Below are 24,364 nucleotides of genomic sequence, written 5' to 3'. Positions count from 1 at the left end.
TATGAACACAATTATGCACGAAAGAAAAACCCAATTATTATTAGAATTAATTGGAAATAGTTTTTTTGAATTAAAAGATTTTGATGTAACAAATATCGCAATTAATGACGTTATTTTATCAAATGATGGTTCACACGCCAAAGTATATATTACTTTATTTAAGGATAAAGAAAGATACTTTGACAAAGTGACTTCAATGACCCCATACATTCGCTCAGTAGTAGCAAAAAGCTGAAAATACAAAAAGCTACCTGAATTAGTATTTTTAATTGATACAGTTGAACCAGAAGCCGCGAGAATTGAAAAAATTTTAAAAGAGATTAAATAATTAAAATGATTAATAACCAGTATGATGCTATTGTTATAGGTGGCGGTCATGCCGGAATCGAAGCAACTTTTTCACTAGCAAAAAGAAATTTAAATGTAGCCTTAATAACATTAAATAAAGATAAATTAGCAATGTTGCCTTGCAACCCTTCAATTGGGGGTTCTGCAAAAGGAATTATTACCCGAGAAATCGATGCCCTTGGAGGAGTTCAGGGCATTTTTGCTGATGAAGCAATGATACAAATAAAGATGTTAAATACTTCAAAAGGTCCTGCTGTTTGATCTTTAAGAGCACAAATTGATAAAGATAAATATTCAGATATTATTTTTAAAGCCGTTAAAAGCAAAAAAAATGTAACTCTTATCGAAGATGAAGTTTTAGATTTAATAGTTGAAGATAAAAAATGCATTGGTGTTGAAACGGCTCAACATGGTAAACTATATTCAAAAGCCACAGTTATGACTACTGGGGTTTATATGAACTCAAGAATTCTAAGAGGAACAGACATTAAAAATGATGGTCCAGATGGCGAGAAAAATAGTTCAATACTATCTAAAAATTTGAAAAAATATGGTTTTGAGTTACAAAGATTAAAAACTGGTACTCCATGCCGTATTTATACTGATAGTATTGACTTTTCAAAGGTAGAAAAAGAATTATTAGATAAAACTGAATTATGTTTTTCATCTAAAACAAACATTAAATTAGATGAACAAACCTCTTGTTTTTTAACTCATACTACTGCTAAAACAAAAGAAATAGTTTTAAAAAATTTAGATAAAAGCTCACTTTATTCAGGAATTATCATAGGCGTTGGTCCAAGATATTGCCCTAGCATTGAAGATAAAATTGTAAGATTCCAAGACAAAGAAACTCACCACGTATTTTTTGAACCTGAAACTGCTCGTGGAGATATTATGTATATTAATGGCTTATCAACATCAATGCCTATAGATGTACAAGATGAAATGATTAGATCAGTACCAGGTTTAGAAAACGCAAGAATTCAAAAGTATGGATATGCTATAGAATATGATGCAATAAATCCATTAAATCTATATAAATCATTAGAATCTAAAATTATTGAAAACTTTTTTTCAGCAGGCCAACCAAATGGAACTAGTGGATATGAAGAAGCTGCGGCTCAGGGATTAATAGCTGGTATTAACGCAGCTAATAAAATAGAAAATCTTCCATCATTAGAAATTAAAAGAAGTGATGGTTATATCGGTGTTTTAATCGATGATATTGTTACAAAAGGTACAGCTGAACCATACCGTATGCTAACTAGTAGAGCTGAATATAGATTGCTTCTAAGAAATGATAATGTAGATGAAAGATTATCTAAATACGCTTATGATAATAAAATGATTTCTATTGAAGAATATGAAGCTGTAAATAAAAAATATGAAAATATTCAAAATAAAATAGAAGAATTAAAAAATAAATATGTTTCATCAAAAAGTGATATTGGAATTAAATACAATGTTTCAAATGGTCAATCATATTTAAAATTATTATCTAATCCTGCTGTTAATCCAAAGGATATCTTAGGAGAAGATTATCCATATATAAATGAAATAACAATTCAAGTTAGATTATATGGTTATTTAAAGAAACAAGAAACAGCTGCTGAAAAAATGGTTAGATTAGAAAATCTAAAATTACCTGAAGATATTAATTATAATGAGGTTGAAAATTTAGCTACCGAAGCAAGACAAAAACTAGAAAAAATAAGACCTACAACAATTGGACAGGCAACACGTATTAGTGGGATTAACCCAGCAGATATTCAAATGCTAATGTTTTATTTAAATAATAGAAAAAAATAATTTTTATGAAAATAAATTTAATAGCTGTAGGTTCACTTACGTTAGATAATAAAAAAATATATGACAATTATTTAAAAAAAATAAATCACTTAGCAACAATTAATTTAATTGAAATAAAAGAAATTGTTAATGATAATATTGATTTAAAAATAGCAAAAGAAACTGAATTAATTCTAAACAAAATACCTAAAAATTCAAAAATTATATATTTATCATTACAAGGAAAACAAATGACTAGCGAAGAATTTTCTGACCTTTTTATCGAAGATAATTTAACGTTTGTTATCGGTGGATCAAATGGAGTTGATGAAAGTAAGTTTAGTAATAAAATTTCATTTTCTAAAATGACATTTCCACATCAAATGTTCCGCTTAATGTTAATTGAACAAATTTATAGAGGTCTTGCAATTAAAAAAAATATAAAATACCATAAATAACAAAGTTATGTTTAATGCATAACTTTTTTGTTTAATTTTTATTAAATTTAATTTCAATTAAAGAGGTCTAAGTGATAATAACATACGATGAATTTTGTAACCTAATAATAGACTCAGTAGATAATAAAGAAGATTTTTATATTAAATTATTAGAAAATATAATTAACAATCCGAACGGATATTGTGGGCCTTTAGATTATCGAGCCCTAAAATTAAATTAATACAAAATATTTCCCAAAGTAGAGAAATAAAGTTTGGAAACATTATTGAAAAATTAATTACTAAATATATTAAAAAATTGGGATTTCAAATATTACCAAATGATATATCAACAAAAGACTTAGAACACACATTAAAAGCTGATCTTTTATTTAAAGTAAATGACAAAAAGATTTATCTTGTTGAAATGAAAATAAGAGACGATCATGATAGTACAAAAAAACAAAGACCATTTCTAAATTTTTATAATAAATTAAAATTATTAAGCTCGATATATCAAGATGTTCATATAAATGGAATAATGTGGTTTGTTGATGATGCATTTAATAAAATAAAAATTTCATTCAACAAAATTAAATGATATAAATATTAAGAATGTGAGCACGTGCTTATTTTACGGGAAAGAGTTTTTAAAAACTTTTAGAAAGGAAAACAGGTGTGAAATGAGTTGTTATCTTTACTTTTAGAATATAAAAAAATAATGCATATAATGAAATAAATATACCTAGTTTTGATCAAAGCAAAGAAATTTTAAATGCTTTATCTAAACTTTCTGAAAAACATTGAATTAAATTAAATTCAAACTTAGATATATACAAAATTTTAAGAAACGAACTTTTTTCAGATGGAAATAATTTAGAAAAAGCAAAACAAATAAGAGAAAAAATAAAGGAGCAAAATGGATATAAAAAATAAAATAATTCAAGGTGATTATATTGAAGTGTTAAAAAAAGTTCCAAATGAAACTTTTGATTTTTGTTTTGCAAACCCTCCTTATTTTATGCAAATTGATAATAATAAAAAGTTATATCGTGTTGAAGGAGAAGAATTTTTAGGTTGCAATGATGAGTGAGATAAATTTAATTCTTTTGAGGAATATAAAGAATGAACAAGACAATCATTGAATGAGGTTAGAAGAACATTAAAAAAAGACGGTCGATTTGCATTATTGCCGGTATGCAATCAGTTTTATGAGATAGGTAACATTCTAAGAGAATTAGGTTACTGAGTGATTAATGATATTGTTTGAAAAAAAGCAATCCTACTCCCAACTTTGGTGGAACTAGATTGAACAATAGCCATGAGACAATTTTATGAGCTAAAAAGTCTAAGAGTTCAAAATTTACTTTCCATTATAAAACTGCAAAAATATATAAATGGCGGAAAACAAATGGGATGCATTTAAACTTTCCCTGTTTGTTCAAGTAAGGAAAGAATTAAAGATGATCAAAACAAAAAATTGCATAACACCCAAAAGCCAGAAGCATTATTGTATAGAATAATTACTTTATTTACAAACCCAAATGATCTAATATTAGATCCGTTTGGAGGTACTATGACTACTGCATATATAGCTAAAAAAACTAATAGAAATTTTTTAATGATTGAAAAAGAAAATAAATATATTGAATATGGATTAAAAAGATTAGAGAATGTACGGTCTCATTTTGGAGATATTGAAAAAGCAGTTTTTGACATTAAACAACTAAAAATTAGCTTCAAAGAAATGGTTGAAAAAAAATTATTTAGCATAAATGAAATTTTTTATAATATTAAAAATAATAATCAAGCAGTTTTAGTAAACGAAAAAGGATATTTATTATATGAAGGTGAAACTGAATCTATGCATTCGATAGCAACTAAGATGTTGAATAAAAAAAATAGAGTAAATGGCTTTAACCATCTATATGTGAAGCAAAACGATAAATTTATATTAATTGATGATATTAGAAAAGAATACAGAAATACAAAAAATAAAGTTTAAGTTTTTTTAAGGCTTAAACTTTTTTATTATTTAGTTTATAATTTGTTTTTAAGTAAAGAAATAAATTAAAAATGGGCAATTACCCAAGTGGCTTAAGGGGACAGTCTCGAAAATTGTTAGGAGTTAATAGCTCGCAAGGGTTCAAATCCCTTATTGCCCGCCATATCATATAACAATGAAAAAATCAGGAAATTCCTGATTCCCAAAGAGAAGGTTCAAGTGCAACACAATGCCTTGGGCTTTTTTTATTATACATTTTATTTTTTTAAAATTAATAAATCAAAAAAAGTAAATAGAAAATATTCATTTTTTCAAATGAAGATAAGCATAATTTTATTATGTTAATTTTTGTTAATAATAATTATTTAATATATTCTAAATAGGTTTGTAATGGTGTCTTCCAATTTAATATTTCCCGCGTCATATTATTTATTTGGTTAACAACTGAGTCAAGTTTTTCTTGAGTTATAGTATTAAAGTTAAAACCTTTTTTGAATTCTCTTCTCAAAATTCCATTTCAATGTTCATTTGAGCCTCTTTGAAAAGATGCATAAGGTTCAGCTCTATAAATCTTTATATTTAATCATCTGGCTAAAATACCTATTTTTTCAAATTCAATACCATTGTCTACTGTTATTGTTTTTACTTCTAATTCATTATCTCTTATAATCTTTTTTAACTCTGAATTAATTATATTTGGTGATTTGCTTTGTATTATTTTTGCAAACCCTATTCTTGTTTTTCTTTCAGTTAAGGTTAAAACATTATTATATCCATTGGCTCTTTTTCCTAAAACTAGATCTGCTTCTCAGTGTCCAAATTCAAGTCTTAAATCTATAGATTTAGGTCTAGTTCATATTGGAAAAACATAATCAGCAGATTTTACAAGCCGTTTTATTACGGATGCTGTTCTTTTACCACCTTTTTTATAATATTGTCTTAATTTATCGTACTTTTTTATAACTCAATTATTAGTGTTTATTCAATTAAAAACCGTTCTTAAAGAAGGACAACAGTGTTTTGTGCTAGTTTTTATAAAATTATATGTTGACTTTATACCAAAAAACTTTTTGTCATATTTTTGTAAAAAAGCGTTAGAAAAATTTTTGAATTTTTGGTTATCCACGAATTTAAAATAATACTTATGTCTTGATCTTTCTCTTGTTTTTAAACTAGCGTGTTTAAATTCATAAGTTCCGAAACTATTTGTATTCCTCTTTATTTCTCTACTTAGGGTCGAAACACTTCGCTCGATTAATCTCGAAATCCTACGAAGGGAATAATTTAACTTTAAATAATTTTCAATAATTATTCTTTCATTATCTGTTAAATGGTTATATTTTTTTATTGTATAATTCATATGAGTTCCGTTCCGTTCCAATGGAACTTTTTCTTTTTTAATTAATATAAAAAATTCAAGTTCCACATCTAAATTTTACTTTAAACGTGTTGCACTTGAATTTTCAATTTAGGAATCAGGAAATTCCTGATTTTATTTTATAATTATTCCCCCATTTGCCATTAGTTTTAAAGCAAAATTGTGATATTCTTTTCGATTATGATTTTCTGAATCAAAAGTATCAACTAAATTTTCAAAAACAATAACATCTTTATTTAAATGAATTGAATTTAAATACGTTTTTAAAGTTAAAGCAAATTGCAAAACACAAATATCAGTGCAACACCCAATAATTTCAAAAGCTTCATATTCTTCAAAAATTTTCTTATCTTTAATTGCTAAAAATGAATTTGTTGTATTTTTCTTAATAATTTCTTTTGCAAATGGTTTTAATAAATCTTCTATTTCAGCTTCTTTTGTATTATTTAAACAATGAAGAGGATATGATTCCATTTCGACATCATTTTTTGAATGAGAATCACACAAAAAAATTACTCTTTCATTTTTATTTTTTTCTAAAAAATTAGCAATGTTAGGAACAATTTCATTAATATGCTTACTTGCTAAAGGTCCTATTGAACAAAAACCTTTCAACATATCAACAACGAATATTATTTTTTTCATATTATTCAAAAACCTCCAAGAAATTTCTTTTATTTATAATAAAAGGAACTATAAGAATATTTTAACATTTCAAAAAAATAAAATATAATTTTAGTTGGATACATCTGTTGTGGGACATATAAATATAAGATGTTGATGTATCTAAAGTTCGAATTTTATTTATTTTTATTTATATGAAAGGAAATATTATGGCCGAAGAACAAATGGTTGTTACTTCGAACACAAAGAAAAAAATTGGTTTCTTTGCAGCTATTCTTGTTGTTATCGGTGCTACAATAGGTGTTGGTATATTTCTAAGATCTAAATCAGTTCTTGAATATTCAGCAGGTAACATTGCATTAGCACTTGTAACATGATTAATTGCTGGTTTCGCTGTTGTTACTTTAGCACTAGCTCTAGTTGAAGTAGCTTCAGGACGTAACGACAACTTAGGTATGATTGGTTGATCTAAAGCATTCAATACTTTAGCAATTTACAAAGCTAATAAGTTCTTTATGACTTATCTATATCTACCATTTACATACTTCTTTATGCCTTACTATGTAATTGTACAATTCCAAGATGCTGTTGATGGTTTCGGTGGAAACACAAACTTTGGTGGAACTACATCAGCTCCATGATTATATTTTGTAATTGGATTAGTATTAACATTATGAATGTTATTCTCAGCAGGTCTAAGTGGACGTGCAGGAAACATTCAAAACTTAATTATCACATCAGTTAAGTTTATTCCATTAGTAGCTATCGTTGTTATTGGATTTATCTTCTTTGCAAAACGTTTAGGAGATACTAGTGCTGATGCAGTGATTTGAACACCTATTACTAAAGAAACATTATTTAAATTTAATAGTAGTTCAACATCATTCTTAAAATTAACACCAGTATTAGGAATTTTTGGTTCTCTAGCTGGTATCTTCTTCGCATTTGATGGATTCTACGTTTCAGCTGGTATCCAATCAGAAATGAAGAACCCAGAAAAAACTCCTGCTGCATTAGTTGTTGGTTTATTCTCAATGACAGGTATTTACATTTTAATAGCTGCAGCTATGTCATTAGGAGCTAAATCAGGTGGTTTCTATGACTTTGGTAGCTTATTAGCTGGCAAAGGTCATGGATGAGCATTTGGTGTATTAAACGTATTTATCGCTTTTGGTGTTCTAGGTGTTCTAAACGGTTTCTCAATGTGAGCAACACGTTTCGTTGAAGACTTAGTAAAAGAAGGGGAAATTTACATTCCTGCAAAAGCTTACAGATACATGAAAAACAGTAAGACCCCAATCGTTGGTGCTCTATTCTGTCTATTCTTATCATTACCATTTATGGTTATTTTAACAATTATTGGTTCATATGCTTACATCGACCTATGAGGCGTTGATGACGCTGATGGTGGAGTATACGGACACAACATTGGTAAATTACTATCATTCTCAGACTTAATGGCTGACTGAATGGCTGTGTTTGCATTCGTATTTATTGCATTAGCAATTATTGGTGCAATCGAAAACAGAAAGAAAAACTTCATTGCTGTTCAAAAGAACAAACACACAATGTGAGCTGGTATTACAGCTGTAACAATCGTTCTATTAACACTTCTATTCAAGATGTTAGATCCATTTATTTCATTAGGATTAACACTAGCACAATTTGTTAAAGCTGAAGAATCTGCAAAAGCTTCATTTACACCTGACTTAGTTGCTTATGGTGCAACATCAGGACTATTCGCTCTATACATGGTAATCCTATTTGCTTCAACTCCAATTGAAAAACAAATAGCATTATTCAAGAAAGCTAAATACGAAAGAATTTTAGCTGGTAAATACTGCGAATGTGTAGCAGAAGACTACTGCCCATGTGTATTAGCAGATATTAAAGAAGCTCAAGAACTAAATAATTTAGTTCTAAACTCATACGCAACTGCACGTTAATTATGTTTGATTAATTTTGCAAGAAAGGCCAATGCAATATGCGTTGGTTCTTTTTATTATTTTTATTATTAAAAATAATGTAAAATATCATTATTAAAATTATTAAATTTAATGTTAATAATGAAGGATATTAAAAAATGAAGAAAAAGAAAGAAATGATTTATCCTGAAGTAGGAAACGAATTACTACAAACTAATATTAAAAAAGGCTTAACTACCGAAGAAGCAGAATCAAGAAAAAAAATATATGGTAATAATGAAATTAAAAAATCTAAAAAAGTTAACCCTTTTTTAGTTTATTTAGGACAGTTTAAGGATATTCTTGTAATCATATTAATGTGTGCAGCGATGCTGTCATATATTTTTGCATTAATAAGTGCTTCTAGACATAATTGGGTCTTTGATACAGAATTAATTGTTGAATTTATTGAACCTTCAATTATATTATTTGTAGTTTTGACTAATTCCTTAGTAGGTGCAATCCAGGAAATAAAAAGCGCAAAAGCTGTAGATGCCTTAAGTAAATTAAATCCCCTACAAGCAAAAGTAGTTCGGAATGGAATATTAATTTCAATAGATTCAAAAGATGTGACAATTGGGGATATTGTTATGCTAGAAGCTGGCGATGTAGTACCGGCCGATGGATATTTACTTTTTTCATCAAATTTATCATCAATAGAATCTTCTTTAACTGGTGAAAGCGAACCATCATTAAAAGATCATCTTGCTCCAAGGGATATGCAACTACCTCTAGCAGATAGAAAGTTTATGTTATATTCATCTTCAATAATTGCTACTGGTGTTGGATATTATGTTGTTTCTGCAATAGGACAACAAACTGAACTAGGAAAAATTTCATCTTTAGTGTCACAACAAAAAGAAGCAATGTCTCCATTACAAATAAAAATTAATAAATTAGGTAAGATTTTTGGCTATGTTGGTATTGCTTTATTTTTAGGAAGTATGATCATGCAAATATTATTTGCCATTCCTAATACAGCACATTATAAAGAATTATATTTCTGAAGCACAGTAATTATAAATGGAGTTTCGTTAGCAGTAGCCGCAATACCTGAAGGATTAATTGCCTTTACCTCAATTATTTTAGCTATCGGCGTACAAAGAATGGCTAAAAAAAGAGCAATTGTAAAAGATTTAATGGCCGTTGAATCATTAGGAAGTTGTGCAGTTATTTGTTCTGATAAAACAGGAACATTAACACAAAATAAAATGACCATTATAGATTTATATAATCTAGATGATAAAAAATTTAGTAATAATCAAATAAACAATAACTATTTAAAATTAATTGAATATGGTTCGTTATGCTCTGAAGCCAATCTATCTTTGGAAAATAATGAATATAAACCAGTTGGCGATCCTACTGAGGTTTCTTTCTTATATGAGTTAGAAAAATATTCAAGCTTTAAAACAAAAAAAGAACTTGAAAAACAATATGAAAGAATACATGTTTTACCATTTGACTCAGATCGAAAGTTAATGACTTCTATAAATAAAATAGATAATAAATTAAAAGTTATTATCAAAGGAGCTCCTGATGTTCTTATAAATAGAACATTATTAGACGAAAAATCCAAAGATAAAGTTTTAGAAATAAATAATGAATGGGCAAATAATGCATATAGAGTTTTAGCAATAGCTTCAAAAGAAATAACAAAAAAAGAACTTGACATTTTATTAACTAAAGATTTAGATTATCAATTAGATTTTTTAGAAAATAATTTAAATTTCGATGGATTAGTAGCAATGATTGATCCACCACGTGAAGAAGCAAAAGATGCGATAGCAGTTTGCAAAATGTCTGGAATTAAGCCGGTAATGATTACAGGCGATAATATTAACACAGCGGTTGCTATTGCAAAAAGTTTAAATATTTATAATGAAGGTGACTTAGCAATTACAGGTAGTCAATTAGAAAACTTAAGCGATGAAGAGTTAACTAATAATATTGATAAATACTCAGTTTATGCAAGGGTAAAACCTGAAGATAAATTAAGAATTGTAAATGCATGACAAAAAAGAAATCAAGTAGTTGCAATGACAGGCGATGGGGTAAATGACGCTCCGGCATTAAAAGCTTCTGATATCGGTTGTGCAATGGGTATAACAGGAACCGAAGCATCTAAGCAAGCTGCGAATATGATATTAGCCGACGATAATTTTTCAACGATAGTGTCAGCTGTTAAAAATGGTCGTTCAATATATCAAAAAATAAAAAATGTAATTCAAAATTTATTAATCACATCAATCGCAGAAGTTATACTTGTATTCTTTGGATTATTAATCTTCAAATTTGTTTTTAAAGATTGAGAACCCTTAAAAGGTAAAGATATTTACATCTTATCGGCCACTCAATTACTATGAATAAATTTATTTACTCATGGATTTCCCGCTATTGCATTAGGTTTACAAAATTCAAAAGAAGATTATATGAATAAAAGACCTATTTCAAAATATGAATCCATATTTGCAAACGGAATGGGTTGAAATACTTTATGACAAGGAACATTAATTGGAATTTTATCAATGATTTCTTATTACCTAGGGGCTTTGTGATCTTTTAATAATAATGATACTGGTGAAGATATTATTAGATCAGCCTCGACGATTGCCTTCTTAGTTTTAGGAATAACAGCGACATTTAATTCAATTAATTTAATGTCTAAAAAACCTATAATAATGTCTAATCCATTTTATTATTGAAAAGTTTATGCATCAGTGATTTTTTCTTTAGCATTTCTTTTGTTAGTAGCTTTTGTTAAAAAAATAACTGTTGTATTTAAAGGTTATGAAAACCTAATTAACTCACCAACACTTTTAGCTTATGGATTAGGCTTACCACTTATTTTAATACCTATTTATTTTGTTCATAAAATGTTTTTATTATTACTTGAAAAAAAGAAAAACAAAAGCAATTTAATCAAAGATTTTCAAATGATATTAAGTCCAAAAGAAAGAAAAATGTTAAAAAAATAGAAGTTTGTCTTCTATTTTTTTATTTCAATTGTTTCGGTCGTTTCAAATATTTCCCCATCTACCTGAGAAAAATTATTAGGTATATTTTTAATATAAATTTCTTTCCCAAAAAGTTGTTCAACGTTTTTAATTTTGGTATGTAATCCAGTATAAACCAGAGCAAAAACGCTTAATATTCTTCTAATTTTTAAGCTATGAATAATAATAACACTTAATTTATCAGACAATAAATCAGCTTTAGGAGCAATTTTCATTCCCTTTCCATAAAAAGGCCCATTCATTATCGAAACTAAATAGACATTATTATATTTGTACTCTTTTCCGTCCACGGTAATTATTATGTTATTTAAAGGTTTATATTCTTTAAATGCTTTTATAGTAACTTTAAAAAATGAAGTTTTTAAATTCTTATTCTTTTCTTCATTTGTTGTTTTTGCGATTAATGCATCGATTCCAAAACCAACGCCGTTTAAGAAATATCTTTCTAAATTATTTGATTTTATAGTAGGTAGATTTTTTATAAAAGAATTTAATTTATATAAATGATTACCAATTTTTTCAATATTTTTTTGTTGTTTTATATTTCTTAAGAAATCATTTCCTGTTCCTGCTTTATAAGCATAGATTTGAGGTTGTTTTTTGCATTGCTTTAAAGCATTAATAACATGTGTTAATGTTCCATCACCACCGATGATTACAATCTTATCTTCATCTTTTAATTCATCAAGTAATTCTTTGTAATTTTTAATCTTAACGACATCAATCACATTAAGTATAGGATCATTGATTTTCTTAACGGCAAATGAAACCTTTTTATAAATCTTAGATTGATTTTTTCCACTTTTGGATAATGAGTTATATAAAATATAAAGCATAATGCTTATTATATAAAAAAAATTTAAAAATAAGAAATAAAAATATTTATAAAAATTGTATTTTATAAATATAATTATAAAAATATGACGAACTCGAAAATTAGAAACTTTGCAATAATTGCACACATTGATCATGGGAAAAGTACATTAGCAGATAGAATTCTTGAATATACTGAAACAATTACAAAACGTGAATCTAAACCACAAATTCTTGATTCTATGGATTTAGAACAAGAAAGAGGTATAACAATTAAATTAAATGCTGTCCAAATAAAATATAAGGACTATATTTTTCATCTTATAGATACTCCTGGGCACGTTGATTTTACATATGAAGTAAATAGAAGTTTAGCAGCATGTGAAGGAGCTCTTTTATTAGTTGATGCTACCCAAGGTATTCAAGCTCAAACTTTAGCAAATGTTTATTTAGCTATTGAAAATAATTTGGAAATAATACCTGTAATTAATAAAATTGACTTACCTAGTTCGGATCCTGAAAGAGTAAAAAAAGAAATTGAAAACATTATCGGCATTGATGCATCTGATGCAATTTTAATTTCAGCCAAAACAGGTGCAAATATCGATAAAGTAATCGAAGCAATAATTAAAAAAATACCAGCCCCAAAAGAAGCAGATAGTTCAAAGCCACTTGAAGGTTTAATTTTTGATAGTTATTTCGATAATTATCGTGGTGTGGTTATTTACACACGTATTTTTAATGGTGAATTAAAAGTTGGCGATGAAATTTATTTTATGCAAACCAAAAAATCATATACAGTAACCGAATTAGGCGTAAAAAATCCTAGTGAAGAAAAGAAAGAAAAATTAACAGCTGGAGAAGTAGGATGAATTGCCGCATCAATTAGAGATGTAAAAGATGTTGCGGTTGGAGATACAATAACTTTATTAAACAATCAAGTTTCATATCCACTTCCAGGATATAAAAAGATGAAACCAGTTGTTTATACTGGATTTTATCCGGTTGATACAAGAGATTATAATGCCTTAAAAGATGCACTTGAAAAAATTAGTTTATCAGATTCTTCAATTGTTTGAGAACCTGAAACATCAAAAGCTTTAGGTTTTGGATTTAGAATTGGCTTTTTAGGATTGTTACATATGGACGTTCTTCAAGAAAGATTAGAAAGAGAATTTAATCTTGATATTTTAGCTACAGCACCATCAGTTGAATTTGTTATAACATTAACAAACGGTGAAGTTGAATATATCACAAATCCATCATTATTTCCTGATAGAAGTATTATAAAATCTATTGAAGAACCATATATAAAGGCTTCTATTATGCTTACAGAAGAATATATTGGAGCAATAATGGAATTATGCCAATCAAAGAGAGGGAAATACATCGATATTGAATATTTAGATGAAAAACGTCGTAGATTAATTTATGAGCTACCACTTAATGAAACAATTTTTGATTTCTTTGATTTAATGAAAAGCTATTCAAAAGGTTATGCTTCTTTTGATTATGATCATATTGGTCTTAAAGAAAGCGACCTTGTTAAAGTTGATTTTATGCTTAATGGCGAAAAAATCGATGCATTATCTTTAATTGCACATAGAGATTTTGCATATGCTAAAAGTAGAGAACTAGCCGAAAAATTAAAAGAGGTAGTTCCAAGAAAAAACTTTGAAATTCCAATACAAGCAGCAATTGGCGGTAAAATAATAGCAAGAGAAACAATTAAAGCTTATAGAAAAGATGTTACTGCTAAACTATATGGTGGAGACGTTACAAGACGTCAAAAGCTACTTAAAAAGCAAAAAGAAGGTAAGAAAAGAATGAAACAAATAGGAAGCGTAGAAGTTCCGCAAGAAGCTTTCTTAGCAATCTTGAAGACTGATGCTTCTAATAATAAAAGATAAAGGAGGAAATTATGGATATTAAACCAATAATTACTAGTAATCAAGAATCAATAAGTAATTTTAGTGAAAACTTGAATACAAATAATATGTCAAATGAAGATATTAAAACTAAGTCAATTAGTTCAAATATTAATAAAACCTTAGATCCTCTAGGAATTATTCCTAATGGAATTTACAAAGTTTTTAGAAGTGAAAAAAGAATAAAGAAAATTAATATTTCAATCTTAACAGTCTCTTTTATAATTTCATTAATATCTTCATTACTATTTGGTTTAGCTCCCTCACTATTTTTATCATTTTTAAAAGAAGGTGAAAAAGTAGTTCCATGAGGATGATATATAGTTCCTGTTTTATTTGGATCTTTATCATTAACATTTTTGATTATTGAAACTATCGAATTTTCATCAATTAATAAGTCGATTATTTATTATAGAGAACAATTATCTGAAGGAGTAAGTTATAGTCCGCCGTTTATTGTTAATTTACCTTATAAACTAACTCTAAAACAAGTAAGAAGAACCTGATTAGTAGTTGCAATATTATTTTATGTTGGATTATTTACCTTAATCTTTTGAGGTTTAAAAGATCAAAAATGAGGTTTATTAGATTTTAAGAGTTGAATACATGGTTCATTCTCTAACCCTGATTTATTAGTTTATATTCTTTGTGGTATAATGCTAATGGTATTATTATTATTTATTATCGGTACAATTCACCGTAAAAAAAGAATAGTTGATGTTCAATTATTTTTTGGGAATGAAGTAATGAATTATAGTGATTTAACCGCCAAAAAATCTGAAGCTCATAAGTTTTGAGCAAAAATATTTTTCTTAAGTATATTAATTTTATTAGTTATACCAATTATTATTTTATTATTAGTCAAAAGAATTGCAAGGAGAGGAAAATAAAATGCCTGGTTGAGGAATTGCGTTATTAGTTATTTTACCTTTATTATTTGCAGCTATTGGTGCGATAGCTGCAATCTTTATAACAAAGAAAAAATTTGAAAAACAATTAAAAGAAAACCCACCTATTAATGAAAAAATGATAAGAGTTATGTTCCAACAAATGGGACGTAAGGCATCGGAAGCACAAATTAGACAAGTTATGCGTTCGATGAAAAATGCAAAATAATTTTTATCAAAATAAAAAAAATTATGTATAATTATACATACAGCAACCATAACGAAGGGGTTCCACCTGATTCCATTCCGAACTCAGCAGTTAAGACCTTCAGTGCCGACGATACCAAAAGGGAAAATAGGTCGTTGCTTTTTTTTATTTCTTTTTTTATCAAATAAGTAAAATTTAATATTATGGAAAGTAAAGAATTTGAAACCTTAGGAATTATTTTAGCAATCAAAAATCACGGTGATAATGACGGAGTAATTAAGGTTTTAACACAAAAAGGATTGTTTTTTTTATTTGCAAGAGGTATTCAAAAACCTAATTCAAAAAATAAATTGAATATCCCTTTGTTAGGTTTGGTTAATCTTGAAATAATAAAACCTAAAATAATGGGCAAAATTGCAACATTAAAAAGAGCTACATTAATTTCCTTTTTTCCTATTAACCCCTTATTACAAGATATTTTTAAAAATGTTAATCATTTTTTAAATTTTATGAATAATAACAACTTAGATAAATTAATTGAAACCTATAAACTTTTTTTAAATAATGTTGAAGAAAAACCAAATCATTCTTATTCTTTAATCTTATTATCTTTTTTAGAACAATTAGGACATAGACCAAATTTTAAAAGTTGTGTTGAATGCATAAATGTCGATAATATTATAGATTTTGAATTTTACAAGGGAGGGTTTATTTGTAATCTTCATTCTTCTTCAAAAAAGGAAATAAATTTTTTAAAATCAGTTTTTTGATTAAACAAAGATTTTAATTTTTATAAAAATAATATCGATGAAAAACAGGCTATAAAAATTAATCTAATGATAGTTGAATTTCTAAGTTCATTAATATAAAGATTTTAATTTTATATAAAAATCCCCAAAAGATAATCCTTTTTCAGGAAAAACTTTTGGGGTTATTTTATTTTTTAATTTCAGTATTTTCTTTTACTATGCTTTTTTCTTTTCTTTTTAATTTAACTTTTTCTTGAATTTTAGCAGTTTTTACTGATTGTTTAACTGACTTTGGTTTAGTTTCTTTTTTAGCTACCTTATTATCTTTTTCTTCTTTTTGTTCTGTAAATAAGATAGTTGGAATAATAACTACATTTCTTCTTTTATTTTTATAGAAGAAAGGATCTAAACGATCAACAATTAGTTGTTTTATTTTAGGTATTGTTCAATCTTTTTCATTTTTTATAGTGTACAATACTGCACCATGTACTAATCTTTTTGCTTCCTCAATTAAATGTAAAGAATTTTTAACAAAGAAGGCACCTCTTGAAACAATACGAGGTTTTCCAAGGATAATATTTTTTTCTTTATTAATTGCTATTATTACATGAACAAACCCATTTTGACCAAGCTCCATTCTTTCTTTCATGATTTGTGAGTTTGTTTTTGAAAGAATATTACCATCGATAAAAACAGGACCAAAATAAACTTTTTCATTTGATAAAGAGATGTTGTGATTTACTAAATGATATACATCACCAAGTTTAGCAATTATTATATTATTTGGTCTTACACCACTTTCAACACCTGTGTATCCGTGTACGACGCTCATTCTATATTCACCATGGTAAGGCATAAAGTATTTAGGTCTTGTTAGTTCAAAAATCTTACGGTGTTCATCCTTATAAGCATGTCCTGATGTATGAAGATATCCATCAATTCCATTTTCTCTAATAATCGCACCTAACTTATATAATCTATTTACTAACAATTCACATTTTGATCTATTACCAGGTATTGGACTTGATGAAAAAATTACTGTATCTTTAGGTTTAATACTTACATTTGGATGTTTATCATATGACATCTTTGCAAGACCAGCCATTTCTTCACCTTGTGATCCTGTTGTTAATATTAATAATTCATTATCATCATATTTAGATAGGTGTTTTTTATCAATAAATACTTCATCAGGTGCATTAATGTATCCTAATCTTCTACCGATATCAATATTATCAATCATCGAACGACCAAATGCTATAACTTTTTTCCCAAGTTGTGCACCTAGTTCAATAATAGCCTTAATTCTAGTTAGATTTGAAGCAAAAGCAGTGATTATAATTTTCTTTTCTGCCTCAAGCATATATTTTTTTATATCTTTTAGAATATCACTTTCAGATGGCGAATGATTAGGTCTCATCGCGTTTGTTGAATCTGAAAATAAAACATCTAAACCTTCATCACCTATTTTTTTAAGTTTTGAAAAATCTGTTAAATTACCAATTGGAGTATAATCGAATCTAAAATCTCCAGTCATCATTAAGCTACCATTTGGAGTTTTGATTCTTACACCAAAAGCATCTGGAATTGAATGTTGTGCTGTTCATCAATCAACACTACATTCACCAAATTCTGCTACTAAATCTTTATGAATTTCAATGAATTCAACGTTGGTCTTTATTTTCATATCTGAAAATTTTAGTTTTAAATATTGAATTGCAATTCTTGGTGCGTATATTTTTTTAACATCAACTTGTTGAACTAAATAAGGAACTCCACCAATATGATCTTCGTGTCCGTGGGTAATAAATAAAGCTTGAACTTTATGTTGATTTTCTGTTAAATAAGTAAAGTCAGGAATAGAGCCATTTACCCCAGTTACATAGCTATCACAAAATTTTATCCCTGTATCGATAATAAAAATTTGCTGATCATATTCAATAATCAAGGTACTTTTGCCTATTTCTTGCATTCCTCCTAAACCAAAAATTTTCGTCGGTTTCATATAAAATCCTCCATATATTATTTTTTAAAATTTCATGTTTATCTTGCTAAAAATAACTTAATAAATATTATATATTATAATTATTTTAATAATTATGTATTTATAAATTATAATAAGAAGCAAATAAATAATAAATTAAATTATTTATTTTTTAAGGAGTTAAATGACGAGTGAGAGAAAATTATCGATTGCAACATTAATTTTTAAAATTACTTCTATTATTTTGATTGCAATTAGTTTGTATTTTATTATTACAGCTTTTATGAAATTCGTAGCTGAACACAATAAAAGTTATAACAAAGACAATCTTGATGAATTGTATAATGATTTTAAAATAATTTTAAAAGAAAATGCTAAATGGGGAATTTGTTTGGCTGCGGCCTATGGTTTATCAATATTAACATATATATTAGATATAATCATAATTTCAATAGCAAGTTGAAAAACACAAACATTTGGAAAAATAATTTTATTATTATCATTAATAATAAAACCACTTTGATTATTTTCATGGATAGGAAATATTGGTATTATCGCAAAAAAAAGATCATAATTTTTAATAAAAAGGATATAAAATGACAAAAAAAGAATTAGAACAAAAAAGAAAAATTATTAGAAATTCCTTTAAGGATGCTAACTCAGTTTTAAAACGTGGAAACATTATAATGTTAGCTATTGGGTTATTATTAGGTGCTTCATTTGGTGCTGTTGTTTCATCATTAGCAAAAGACGTTATAATGGCTTCGATTACTTCATTATTCAACGTCAATGAAGTTAAAGAAATTAAAGTTGGTAATATATTAATTGGTGAGTTTTTGGCCGCATTAATTCAATTCATTATTGTTTCGACATTTATTTTCATTAGTTTATTTATATTTTATCTAATAAGAAATACAGTTGTTTATCATAAAGCAAAAAAACAACCAATTGAAGAAGAAAAAGTTGAAGAAGTGGTTCCAACAACCGAGGAATTAATTCTATTAGAATTACAAAAAATGAATGAATTTCTATCAAAAGAAGAAACAAAAAAATAAATAAAATAGGCCTTCAGGAAACTGCTGACTTTTATTTTACCTATTATTTATTAACTTTTGTTTTATATTTTAAATATAAAATCAAAATATTAAAAAAGCGTAAAAATTGTTATAATTTAAACGTGTTTTATTTATATTAAAAAAACACTAAAAGTCTATCTAAAAATTAAAAACATATAAAAAAAATATACTAGGAGATTTATATTATATGCCAATGAATTTAAAAGGTCGTAGTTTAGATACAGCTCTAAACTTCACAACCGATGAAATTAATTATCTTTTAGATCTTTCTTGAGAATTAAAGAAAGCTAAAATGCAAGGATTACATGTTAACAACCGTCCTTTAACAGGAGCAAACATTGTTATTATGTTCCAAAAAGACTCAACAAGAACACGTTGTGCTTTCGAAGTAGCTGCTGCTGATTTAGGTGCAAGCTGTACATACATCGGACCAACAGGATCAAACTTTGGTAAAAAAGAATCAGTTGAAGATACAGCTATGGTTCTAGGACAAATGTATGACGGTATTGAATTCCGTGGTTTCAAACAATCAGATGTTGAAGCTCTTGCTAAATATTCAGGTGTTCCAGTTTGAAATGGTTTAACAGACGCTGAACACCCAACACAAATGTTAGCGGACTACTTAACATTTAAAGAATTTGTTGGAGACCTAAGAGGAAAGAAAATTGTTTTCTCAGGTGATATTAAAAACAACGTTGCTCGTTCATTAATGATAGGTGCTGCATTCTTTGGTGTTCACATTGTTATGTGTGGACCAAAAGAACAATGAGAAATTGTTAAAAATGGACCAGACCACAAACACGTTTATGAAGAAGTTCTTAAATTATTTGAACGTAACGGTGGATCAGTTTCATTCTCAGACAACAAATTAGAAGCTGCTAAAGATGCGGATGCTATCTATACAGACGTTTGAGTATCATTAGGAGAACCATTTGAATTATTTGAACCTCGTATTCAAGAATTAGGAGCTTTCCAAGTTGATATGGCCATGATGAAAGCTGCTAAAGAAAGTGTTATTTTCTTACACTGCTTACCAGCATTCCACGATGACAAAACTTTATTCTCATCAGAAATAAAAGAAAAATTAGGTTCAAAATACCCAGTTGTTGCAACAGGTGCTATGGAAGTTACTGATGAAGTGTTCCAATCAAAATACAACAAATCAATTCAACAAGCTGGAAACCGTATGCACACAATTAAGGCTGTTATTCTAGCTACAATAGGATACTAATTATGAGTAGAATTGTTATTGCATTAGGCGGAAACGCATTAGGAAATAATCCTGCTGAACAAAAAGAATTAGTTAAAATCCCTGCTAAAAAAATTGCTGAATTAGTTAAAGCTGGACACGAAGTTATTGTAGGACACGGAAATGGTCCACAAGTTGGAATGATTTTCAACGGCTTTGTTAGTGCAGCTTCAGTTAATCCTAAATCACCATTAGTTCCATTACCAGAAGCTGGTGCAATGTCACAAGGTTACATTGGATACCACATGGTTAATGCTATTACTAATGCATTCGAAGAAGAAGGATTAAAAGATAAAGAAGTTTTATATTTATTAACACAAACATTAGTAGATCCAAAAGACCCTGCATTTTTAAATCCAACAAAACCTATTGGTCCATTCTTTAATTCTAAGGAAGAAGCAGAAGCAGCTAACCCAAATAGCGTTATTGTTGAAGATGCAGGACGTGGATTTAGAAAAGTTGTTGCTTCTCCAAAACCAATTAACTTTGTAGGAATTAATCAAATGAAAAATGCTATTAATTCTGGTGCAACAGTTATCGTTGGTGGTGGTGGAGGTATCCCTACTGTTAAAGATGAAAATGGTTTCATCGAAGGTGTTGATGGTGTTATCGATAAAGACTTTGCATTAGCAAAAATGGCTGCTTTAACAAATGCAGATTACTTTATTGTTCTAACTGCTGTTGATTTTGTTAAGGTAAACTTTGGTAAACCAGACCAAAAAGATCTAAAACAAGTAAACAAAGCTGAATTAGAAAAATACATCGAAGAAAAACAATTTGCACCTGGAAGTATGCTTCCAAAAGTACAAGCTGCTATTAAATTCGTTGAAGAAGGTGGAAAAGCTGCCTTTATCGGAGATTTAAAAGATTTAGAAGACATTATTGCCGAAAAAATTGGTACAAAAGTTACTTTAAATTAATTTTAAATTTATATATAAAAAAGTCGAGAGTTTTAATTCTCGACTATTTTATTTTTTGGTTGAATAATTCATAAAGACATATCGAAGTTGCCGAAGAAACATTTAGTGATTGAACCGATTCGTTGTCTTGATTAATATAAATAATTTCATCAGAGTGTTTTAATAATGTTTTAGAAACTCCACTTCCTTCATTTCCTACTATCAATGCTACTGGGAAACTAAAATTTGTTTCAGAAAGTTTTTTTGCTTTTTCATTTAAGGCAGTTGCATAAATTCAGAAATTATTTTTTTTCAAAAATTCAATAGCATCAAATAAACTTGAAACTTTAATTACTTTTATATTTTTAAATCCACCAGAAGATATCTTTAAGACAGTTGGAGTAATATCAACACAGCGATCCTTTGGAATGATAATATGTTTAACTCCAAAAACATTAGCTGATCTAATTATTGCACCAAAGTTTTGAGGATCTTGTATATGATCTAAGATTAATACACTGCTAGGTTTATCTTTGATAATTGTATGAATATCATAATAATTAAATGGAGCAATTTCAGCAATATAACCTTGATGATTGCCTTTTATTATCTTATTCATTTCAGGCATTGAAAGATAAGTTATATTTTTAAATTTTATATTTTTATTTTCAACACCTTTTAATAAATAAATTTTGTTAATAGGGAAGTTATTTTCTACAGCTTCTAAAACAGAATTTTTTCCATAGATAAAATTTTTCATTACACTAGTTTTCTTTCTTTTAAAATATCTCTTAATTTATCAGCTTCCTCATATTTTTTATCATTTAATAAATTCTTTCATTTCTTATATAAATTCTTGTCTTCTTCACTTACTTTATTTAATGTAAAAACAAAACCTAATATATTCATTATTTTTAAAAAAGTATTAAATGATAGTTCATTTTTTGAAAGATTCATTATTTCCTTGTAAGCATGTGAAAAGTTTAAATTTGCTATATATGTTATAACTTCATTTACTTTCTCATTATCAATTTCATTGTTAATTTCTTTAATTTGAACGATATTGTTTATTTGAATAAATTTATCAACTAATGATTTATTTGAAATAAAAAGTTGATCAGTTAGATTAATTGGTTTTGAGTAGTTTGTAGATAACATTAATAGTTTATATGTGTCGGGATTATATTTTTTTAAAAAATCATGAGGGAAGATTAAATTACCTATTGATTTAGACATTTTTTGATTTTTGTAATTTAAAGTTCCGAAATGAATTCAATTTTTTGAAATAGGATTATTATAGATAGAAAAATGTTGAATGTTTTCATTTTCGTGGTGAGGGAAAATAAGGTCAATACCTCCGCCGTGGATATCAATAGTTTCACCGTTAAAAAATTTATCAATAAAACAACTACATTCTGTATGTCATCCAGGTCTTCCTAATCCAAAAGGACTATTATATTTAATTCCTACTTCAGTTTCTTTTCATAATGCAAAATCTTTTGAATTTTTTTTACCATATTCGTTATTTTCTTCTGAAATTAAGTGCTCAATTTTTTGATTACTTATTGATCCATATACTTTATTAAATTTATCAACATCAAAAAATACATTGCCTCCAACCTGGTAAGCAGCACCTTTATCAATCATTTTTTGAATATATTTGTACATATCATCCAATGAATCTGTTACTCTTATAATTTTTGTTGGCATTTCAAGATTGAATGATTTAAATAAATCTAAATAATAATCTTCATATTTTTTAGCTATTTCATGTTCGCTTTTGTTTTCTTCAATTGATTTTTTTATTATTTTGTCATCAATATCGGTAATATTGTGTAGATAAAAAACTTCTTCTCCTAGATATCTTTGAGCTCTTATCATAATATCAAATGTAACTGCTGGTCTAATATTTCCAATGTGCGGATAATTATATACTGTAGGACCACATAAATAATATTTTTTCATAGCAACATTATATATGAAAAATTCAATTTATTATATAATAATAAAACCACTTATAAAGTACTTTTTTAAAATACTTTTTTGTGTTTTCTAACCAAAAAAGCACCTTAAATTAATAGTTTTTCATAATTATTTTAACATTTTTGAAGTTTTTATTAACTTTTTTAATATTTTCCTTAAAAGAGCGACGTTTTTTATCTTTTTTAAATTTTTTTGTTTTTTTATTATTTTATTTCTTTTTTTACGTCGCTCATTCCATTCGCTCCTATTATTATATATAATATATATAATAATATGTTGTTTTATATATAATAATATATATAAAACAACTATATATAGTATTTAATATAAAACTTATAATGTTTTATATTAAATACATTATTAATATATTTAAAAAGTAACTACATTATTATCGTTACTTTTTAAATATATATTATATTGTCATGTGTGCTAATAAAAATGCACACATGACAATTAATAATAATATAAAAAGCATATGCATCTTAATCGCGCATATGCTAAAAAACCTAATTATTTATTAATTCTATTTCAGAATTATTAGATAAATTAAAACATTTATATTTATTTTGTTGCTTTATTATTAATACCGGTATTAGATTTTGTTTTTTGCAAAATTCGATTATTTTCCGTTTTTCGAAGCTTGTAAGATTACTAATTTGATTCTTAAGCTGTACAGCATATTTAATATTATCTTTTTCTAGAAATAAATCTATTTTTAGAATAGCATCAGTTTTTAATTTTGTACGACTAGCTCGAAAACTATTTTTTGTAAGTAATTTAATTAATTCTTCTTCTCTTCTGTGATTAATAAAAGACCAATAAAACAAAACATTATAGTATTTTGGTATAAGTTGAAAATCGATATTATTATTTCTCATCCATTTTTTAAGTTTAAAAAGAAATTCCTTTTGAAATAACGTTTTCCATTCTTCAAAGGTTTTAGGATCATTCTTAATTAAAAGTGCTTTTATATTTAATTGTAGCTCTTTTCAAGTGGGCATTTTTAGTTTAGTTTTTTCCATTA

The 24,364-nt window shown here is 27.0% G+C and carries 22 protein-coding genes, 1 tRNA gene, 1 rRNA gene and 1 pseudogene; 18 read left to right on the top strand and 7 right to left on the bottom strand.

Features of this window, described 5'->3' with window-relative positions:
• Position 1 precedes the first annotated feature (1 nt).
• The 7 genes and pseudogenes from rbfA (at position 2) to V2E26_RS02070 (ending at position 4,744) form a co-directional block, all read left to right on the top strand.
• Positions 2 to 328, top strand: a complete 327-nt coding sequence (gene rbfA, locus V2E26_RS02100) for a 30S ribosome-binding factor RbfA (RefSeq protein ID WP_330463224.1) — start codon at positions 2 to 4, stop codon at positions 326 to 328.
• A gap of 5 nt (positions 329 to 333) precedes the next feature.
• Complete coding sequence (gene mnmG, locus V2E26_RS02095) at positions 334 to 2,160, top strand: tRNA uridine-5-carboxymethylaminomethyl(34) synthesis enzyme MnmG (RefSeq protein WP_330463223.1); 1,827 nt, start codon at positions 334 to 336, stop codon at positions 2,158 to 2,160.
• Between the two features lie 5 nt (positions 2,161 to 2,165).
• Complete coding sequence (locus V2E26_RS02090; RefSeq protein ID WP_330463222.1) at positions 2,166 to 2,597, top strand: 23S rRNA (pseudouridine(1915)-N(3))-methyltransferase RlmH; 432 nt, start codon at positions 2,166 to 2,168, stop codon at positions 2,595 to 2,597.
• Between the two features lie 181 nt (positions 2,598 to 2,778).
• Entirely contained in the window at positions 2,779 to 3,189 is a 411-nt protein-coding gene (locus V2E26_RS02085) for a hypothetical protein (RefSeq protein ID WP_330463221.1), read from the top strand.
• Between the two features lie 306 nt (positions 3,190 to 3,495).
• Complete coding sequence (locus V2E26_RS02080; RefSeq protein WP_330463220.1) at positions 3,496 to 4,002, top strand: DNA methyltransferase; 507 nt, start codon at positions 3,496 to 3,498, stop codon at positions 4,000 to 4,002.
• Between the two features lie 24 nt (positions 4,003 to 4,026).
• Positions 4,027 to 4,581 (top strand): annotated as a pseudogene (locus tag V2E26_RS02075) (DNA methyltransferase); the annotation flags it as partial.
• A gap of 73 nt (positions 4,582 to 4,654) precedes the next feature.
• A tRNA-Ser gene (locus V2E26_RS02070) sits at positions 4,655 to 4,744 on the top strand.
• 198 nt (positions 4,745 to 4,942) lie between these two features.
• Here V2E26_RS02070 and V2E26_RS02065 read toward each other — a convergent pair.
• Both V2E26_RS02065 and V2E26_RS02060 read right to left on the bottom strand, forming a co-directional pair.
• Positions 4,943 to 5,941 (bottom strand): IS30 family transposase, encoded by a 999-nt coding sequence (locus V2E26_RS02065; protein WP_330463266.1) that lies wholly within the window; start codon positions 5,939 to 5,941, stop codon positions 4,943 to 4,945.
• A gap of 132 nt (positions 5,942 to 6,073) precedes the next feature.
• The gene (locus V2E26_RS02060; RefSeq protein WP_330463218.1) at positions 6,074 to 6,604 is read right to left on the bottom strand and encodes a cysteine hydrolase family protein; all 531 of its coding nucleotides are present in this window, start codon (positions 6,602 to 6,604) and stop codon (positions 6,074 to 6,076) included.
• A 188-nt stretch (positions 6,605 to 6,792) separates the two neighbouring features.
• On the opposite strand from V2E26_RS02060, the gene V2E26_RS02055 reads away from it, so the two are divergent.
• Both V2E26_RS02055 and V2E26_RS02050 read left to right on the top strand, forming a co-directional pair.
• Complete coding sequence (locus V2E26_RS02055) at positions 6,793 to 8,529, top strand: APC family permease (protein ID WP_330463217.1); 1,737 nt, start codon at positions 6,793 to 6,795, stop codon at positions 8,527 to 8,529.
• A gap of 137 nt (positions 8,530 to 8,666) precedes the next feature.
• Entirely contained in the window at positions 8,667 to 11,525 is a 2,859-nt protein-coding gene (locus tag V2E26_RS02050; protein ID WP_330463216.1) for a cation-translocating P-type ATPase, read from the top strand.
• Positions 11,526 to 11,536: 11 nt separating this feature from the next.
• Here V2E26_RS02050 and V2E26_RS02045 read toward each other — a convergent pair whose 3' ends face one another.
• The gene (locus tag V2E26_RS02045; RefSeq protein WP_330463215.1) at positions 11,537 to 12,400 is read right to left on the bottom strand and encodes a diacylglycerol/lipid kinase family protein; all 864 of its coding nucleotides are present in this window, start codon (positions 12,398 to 12,400) and stop codon (positions 11,537 to 11,539) included.
• 84 nt (positions 12,401 to 12,484) lie between these two features.
• On the opposite strand from V2E26_RS02045, the gene lepA reads away from it, so the two are divergent.
• From lepA to recO, 5 genes are all read left to right on the top strand, one after another.
• Complete coding sequence (lepA, locus tag V2E26_RS02040; protein ID WP_330463214.1) at positions 12,485 to 14,287, top strand: translation elongation factor 4; 1,803 nt, start codon at positions 12,485 to 12,487, stop codon at positions 14,285 to 14,287.
• Positions 14,288 to 14,298: 11 nt separating this feature from the next.
• On the top strand, positions 14,299 to 15,195 hold the full coding sequence (locus V2E26_RS02035) for an MSC_0882 family membrane protein (protein ID WP_330463213.1): 897 nt from the start codon (positions 14,299 to 14,301) through the stop codon (positions 15,193 to 15,195).
• Between the two features lies 1 nt (position 15,196).
• Positions 15,197 to 15,421, top strand: coding sequence for a YneF family protein (locus tag V2E26_RS02030; protein WP_330463212.1), 225 nt, complete (start codon positions 15,197 to 15,199; stop codon positions 15,419 to 15,421).
• A 38-nt stretch (positions 15,422 to 15,459) separates the two neighbouring features.
• A 5S ribosomal RNA gene (rrf, locus tag V2E26_RS02025) occupies positions 15,460 to 15,564 on the top strand.
• 39 nt (positions 15,565 to 15,603) lie between these two features.
• Entirely contained in the window at positions 15,604 to 16,269 is a 666-nt protein-coding gene (gene recO, locus V2E26_RS02020) for a DNA repair protein RecO (RefSeq protein WP_330463209.1), read from the top strand.
• Positions 16,270 to 16,336: 67 nt separating this feature from the next.
• Here the strand turns inward: recO and V2E26_RS02015 are convergent, their stop codons facing one another.
• Positions 16,337 to 18,154: a ribonuclease J gene (locus V2E26_RS02015; RefSeq protein ID WP_330463208.1), complete on the bottom strand. Its 1,818-nt coding sequence runs from the start codon at positions 18,152 to 18,154 to the stop codon at positions 16,337 to 16,339.
• Between the two features lie 163 nt (positions 18,155 to 18,317).
• Here V2E26_RS02015 and V2E26_RS02010 point away from each other — a divergent pair, with 163 nt between their 5' ends.
• The 4 genes from V2E26_RS02010 (at position 18,318) to arcC (ending at position 21,378) form a co-directional block, all read left to right on the top strand.
• Entirely contained in the window at positions 18,318 to 18,707 is a 390-nt protein-coding gene (locus tag V2E26_RS02010) for a hypothetical protein (RefSeq protein ID WP_330463207.1), read from the top strand.
• A 22-nt stretch (positions 18,708 to 18,729) separates the two neighbouring features.
• Positions 18,730 to 19,188, top strand: a complete 459-nt coding sequence (locus V2E26_RS02005) for a large conductance mechanosensitive channel protein MscL (protein WP_330463205.1) — start codon at positions 18,730 to 18,732, stop codon at positions 19,186 to 19,188.
• A 208-nt stretch (positions 19,189 to 19,396) separates the two neighbouring features.
• Positions 19,397 to 20,440, top strand: a complete 1,044-nt coding sequence (gene argF / locus V2E26_RS02000) for an ornithine carbamoyltransferase (protein WP_330463203.1) — start codon at positions 19,397 to 19,399, stop codon at positions 20,438 to 20,440.
• 2 nt (positions 20,441 to 20,442) lie between these two features.
• On the top strand, positions 20,443 to 21,378 hold the full coding sequence (arcC, locus tag V2E26_RS01995) for a carbamate kinase (RefSeq protein ID WP_330463201.1): 936 nt from the start codon (positions 20,443 to 20,445) through the stop codon (positions 21,376 to 21,378).
• Between the two features lie 43 nt (positions 21,379 to 21,421).
• On the opposite strand, the gene rlmB is transcribed toward arcC, so the two are convergent.
• From rlmB to V2E26_RS01980, 3 genes are all read right to left on the bottom strand, one after another.
• Entirely contained in the window at positions 21,422 to 22,117 is a 696-nt protein-coding gene (gene rlmB / locus V2E26_RS01990) for a 23S rRNA (guanosine(2251)-2'-O)-methyltransferase RlmB (protein WP_330463200.1), read from the bottom strand.
• A complete protein-coding gene (gene cysS, locus V2E26_RS01985) occupies positions 22,117 to 23,322 on the bottom strand; it encodes a cysteine--tRNA ligase (protein WP_330463199.1) in 1,206 nt (401 codons plus the stop codon). The genes rlmB and cysS overlap by 1 nt, the downstream gene beginning before the upstream one ends.
• A 524-nt stretch (positions 23,323 to 23,846) precedes the next feature.
• A complete protein-coding gene (locus tag V2E26_RS01980; RefSeq protein WP_330463198.1) occupies positions 23,847 to 24,362 on the bottom strand; it encodes an excisionase in 516 nt (171 codons plus the stop codon).
• Positions 24,363 to 24,364 lie beyond the last annotated feature (2 nt).

The organism is Metamycoplasma gateae, assembly GCF_036352135.1.
Lineage (GTDB): Bacteria > Bacillota_I > Bacilli_A > Mycoplasmatales > Metamycoplasmataceae > Metamycoplasma > Metamycoplasma gateae.
The sequence above is the reverse complement of the archived record's forward strand: the minus strand, read 5'-3'. Positions and strand labels throughout refer to the sequence as shown.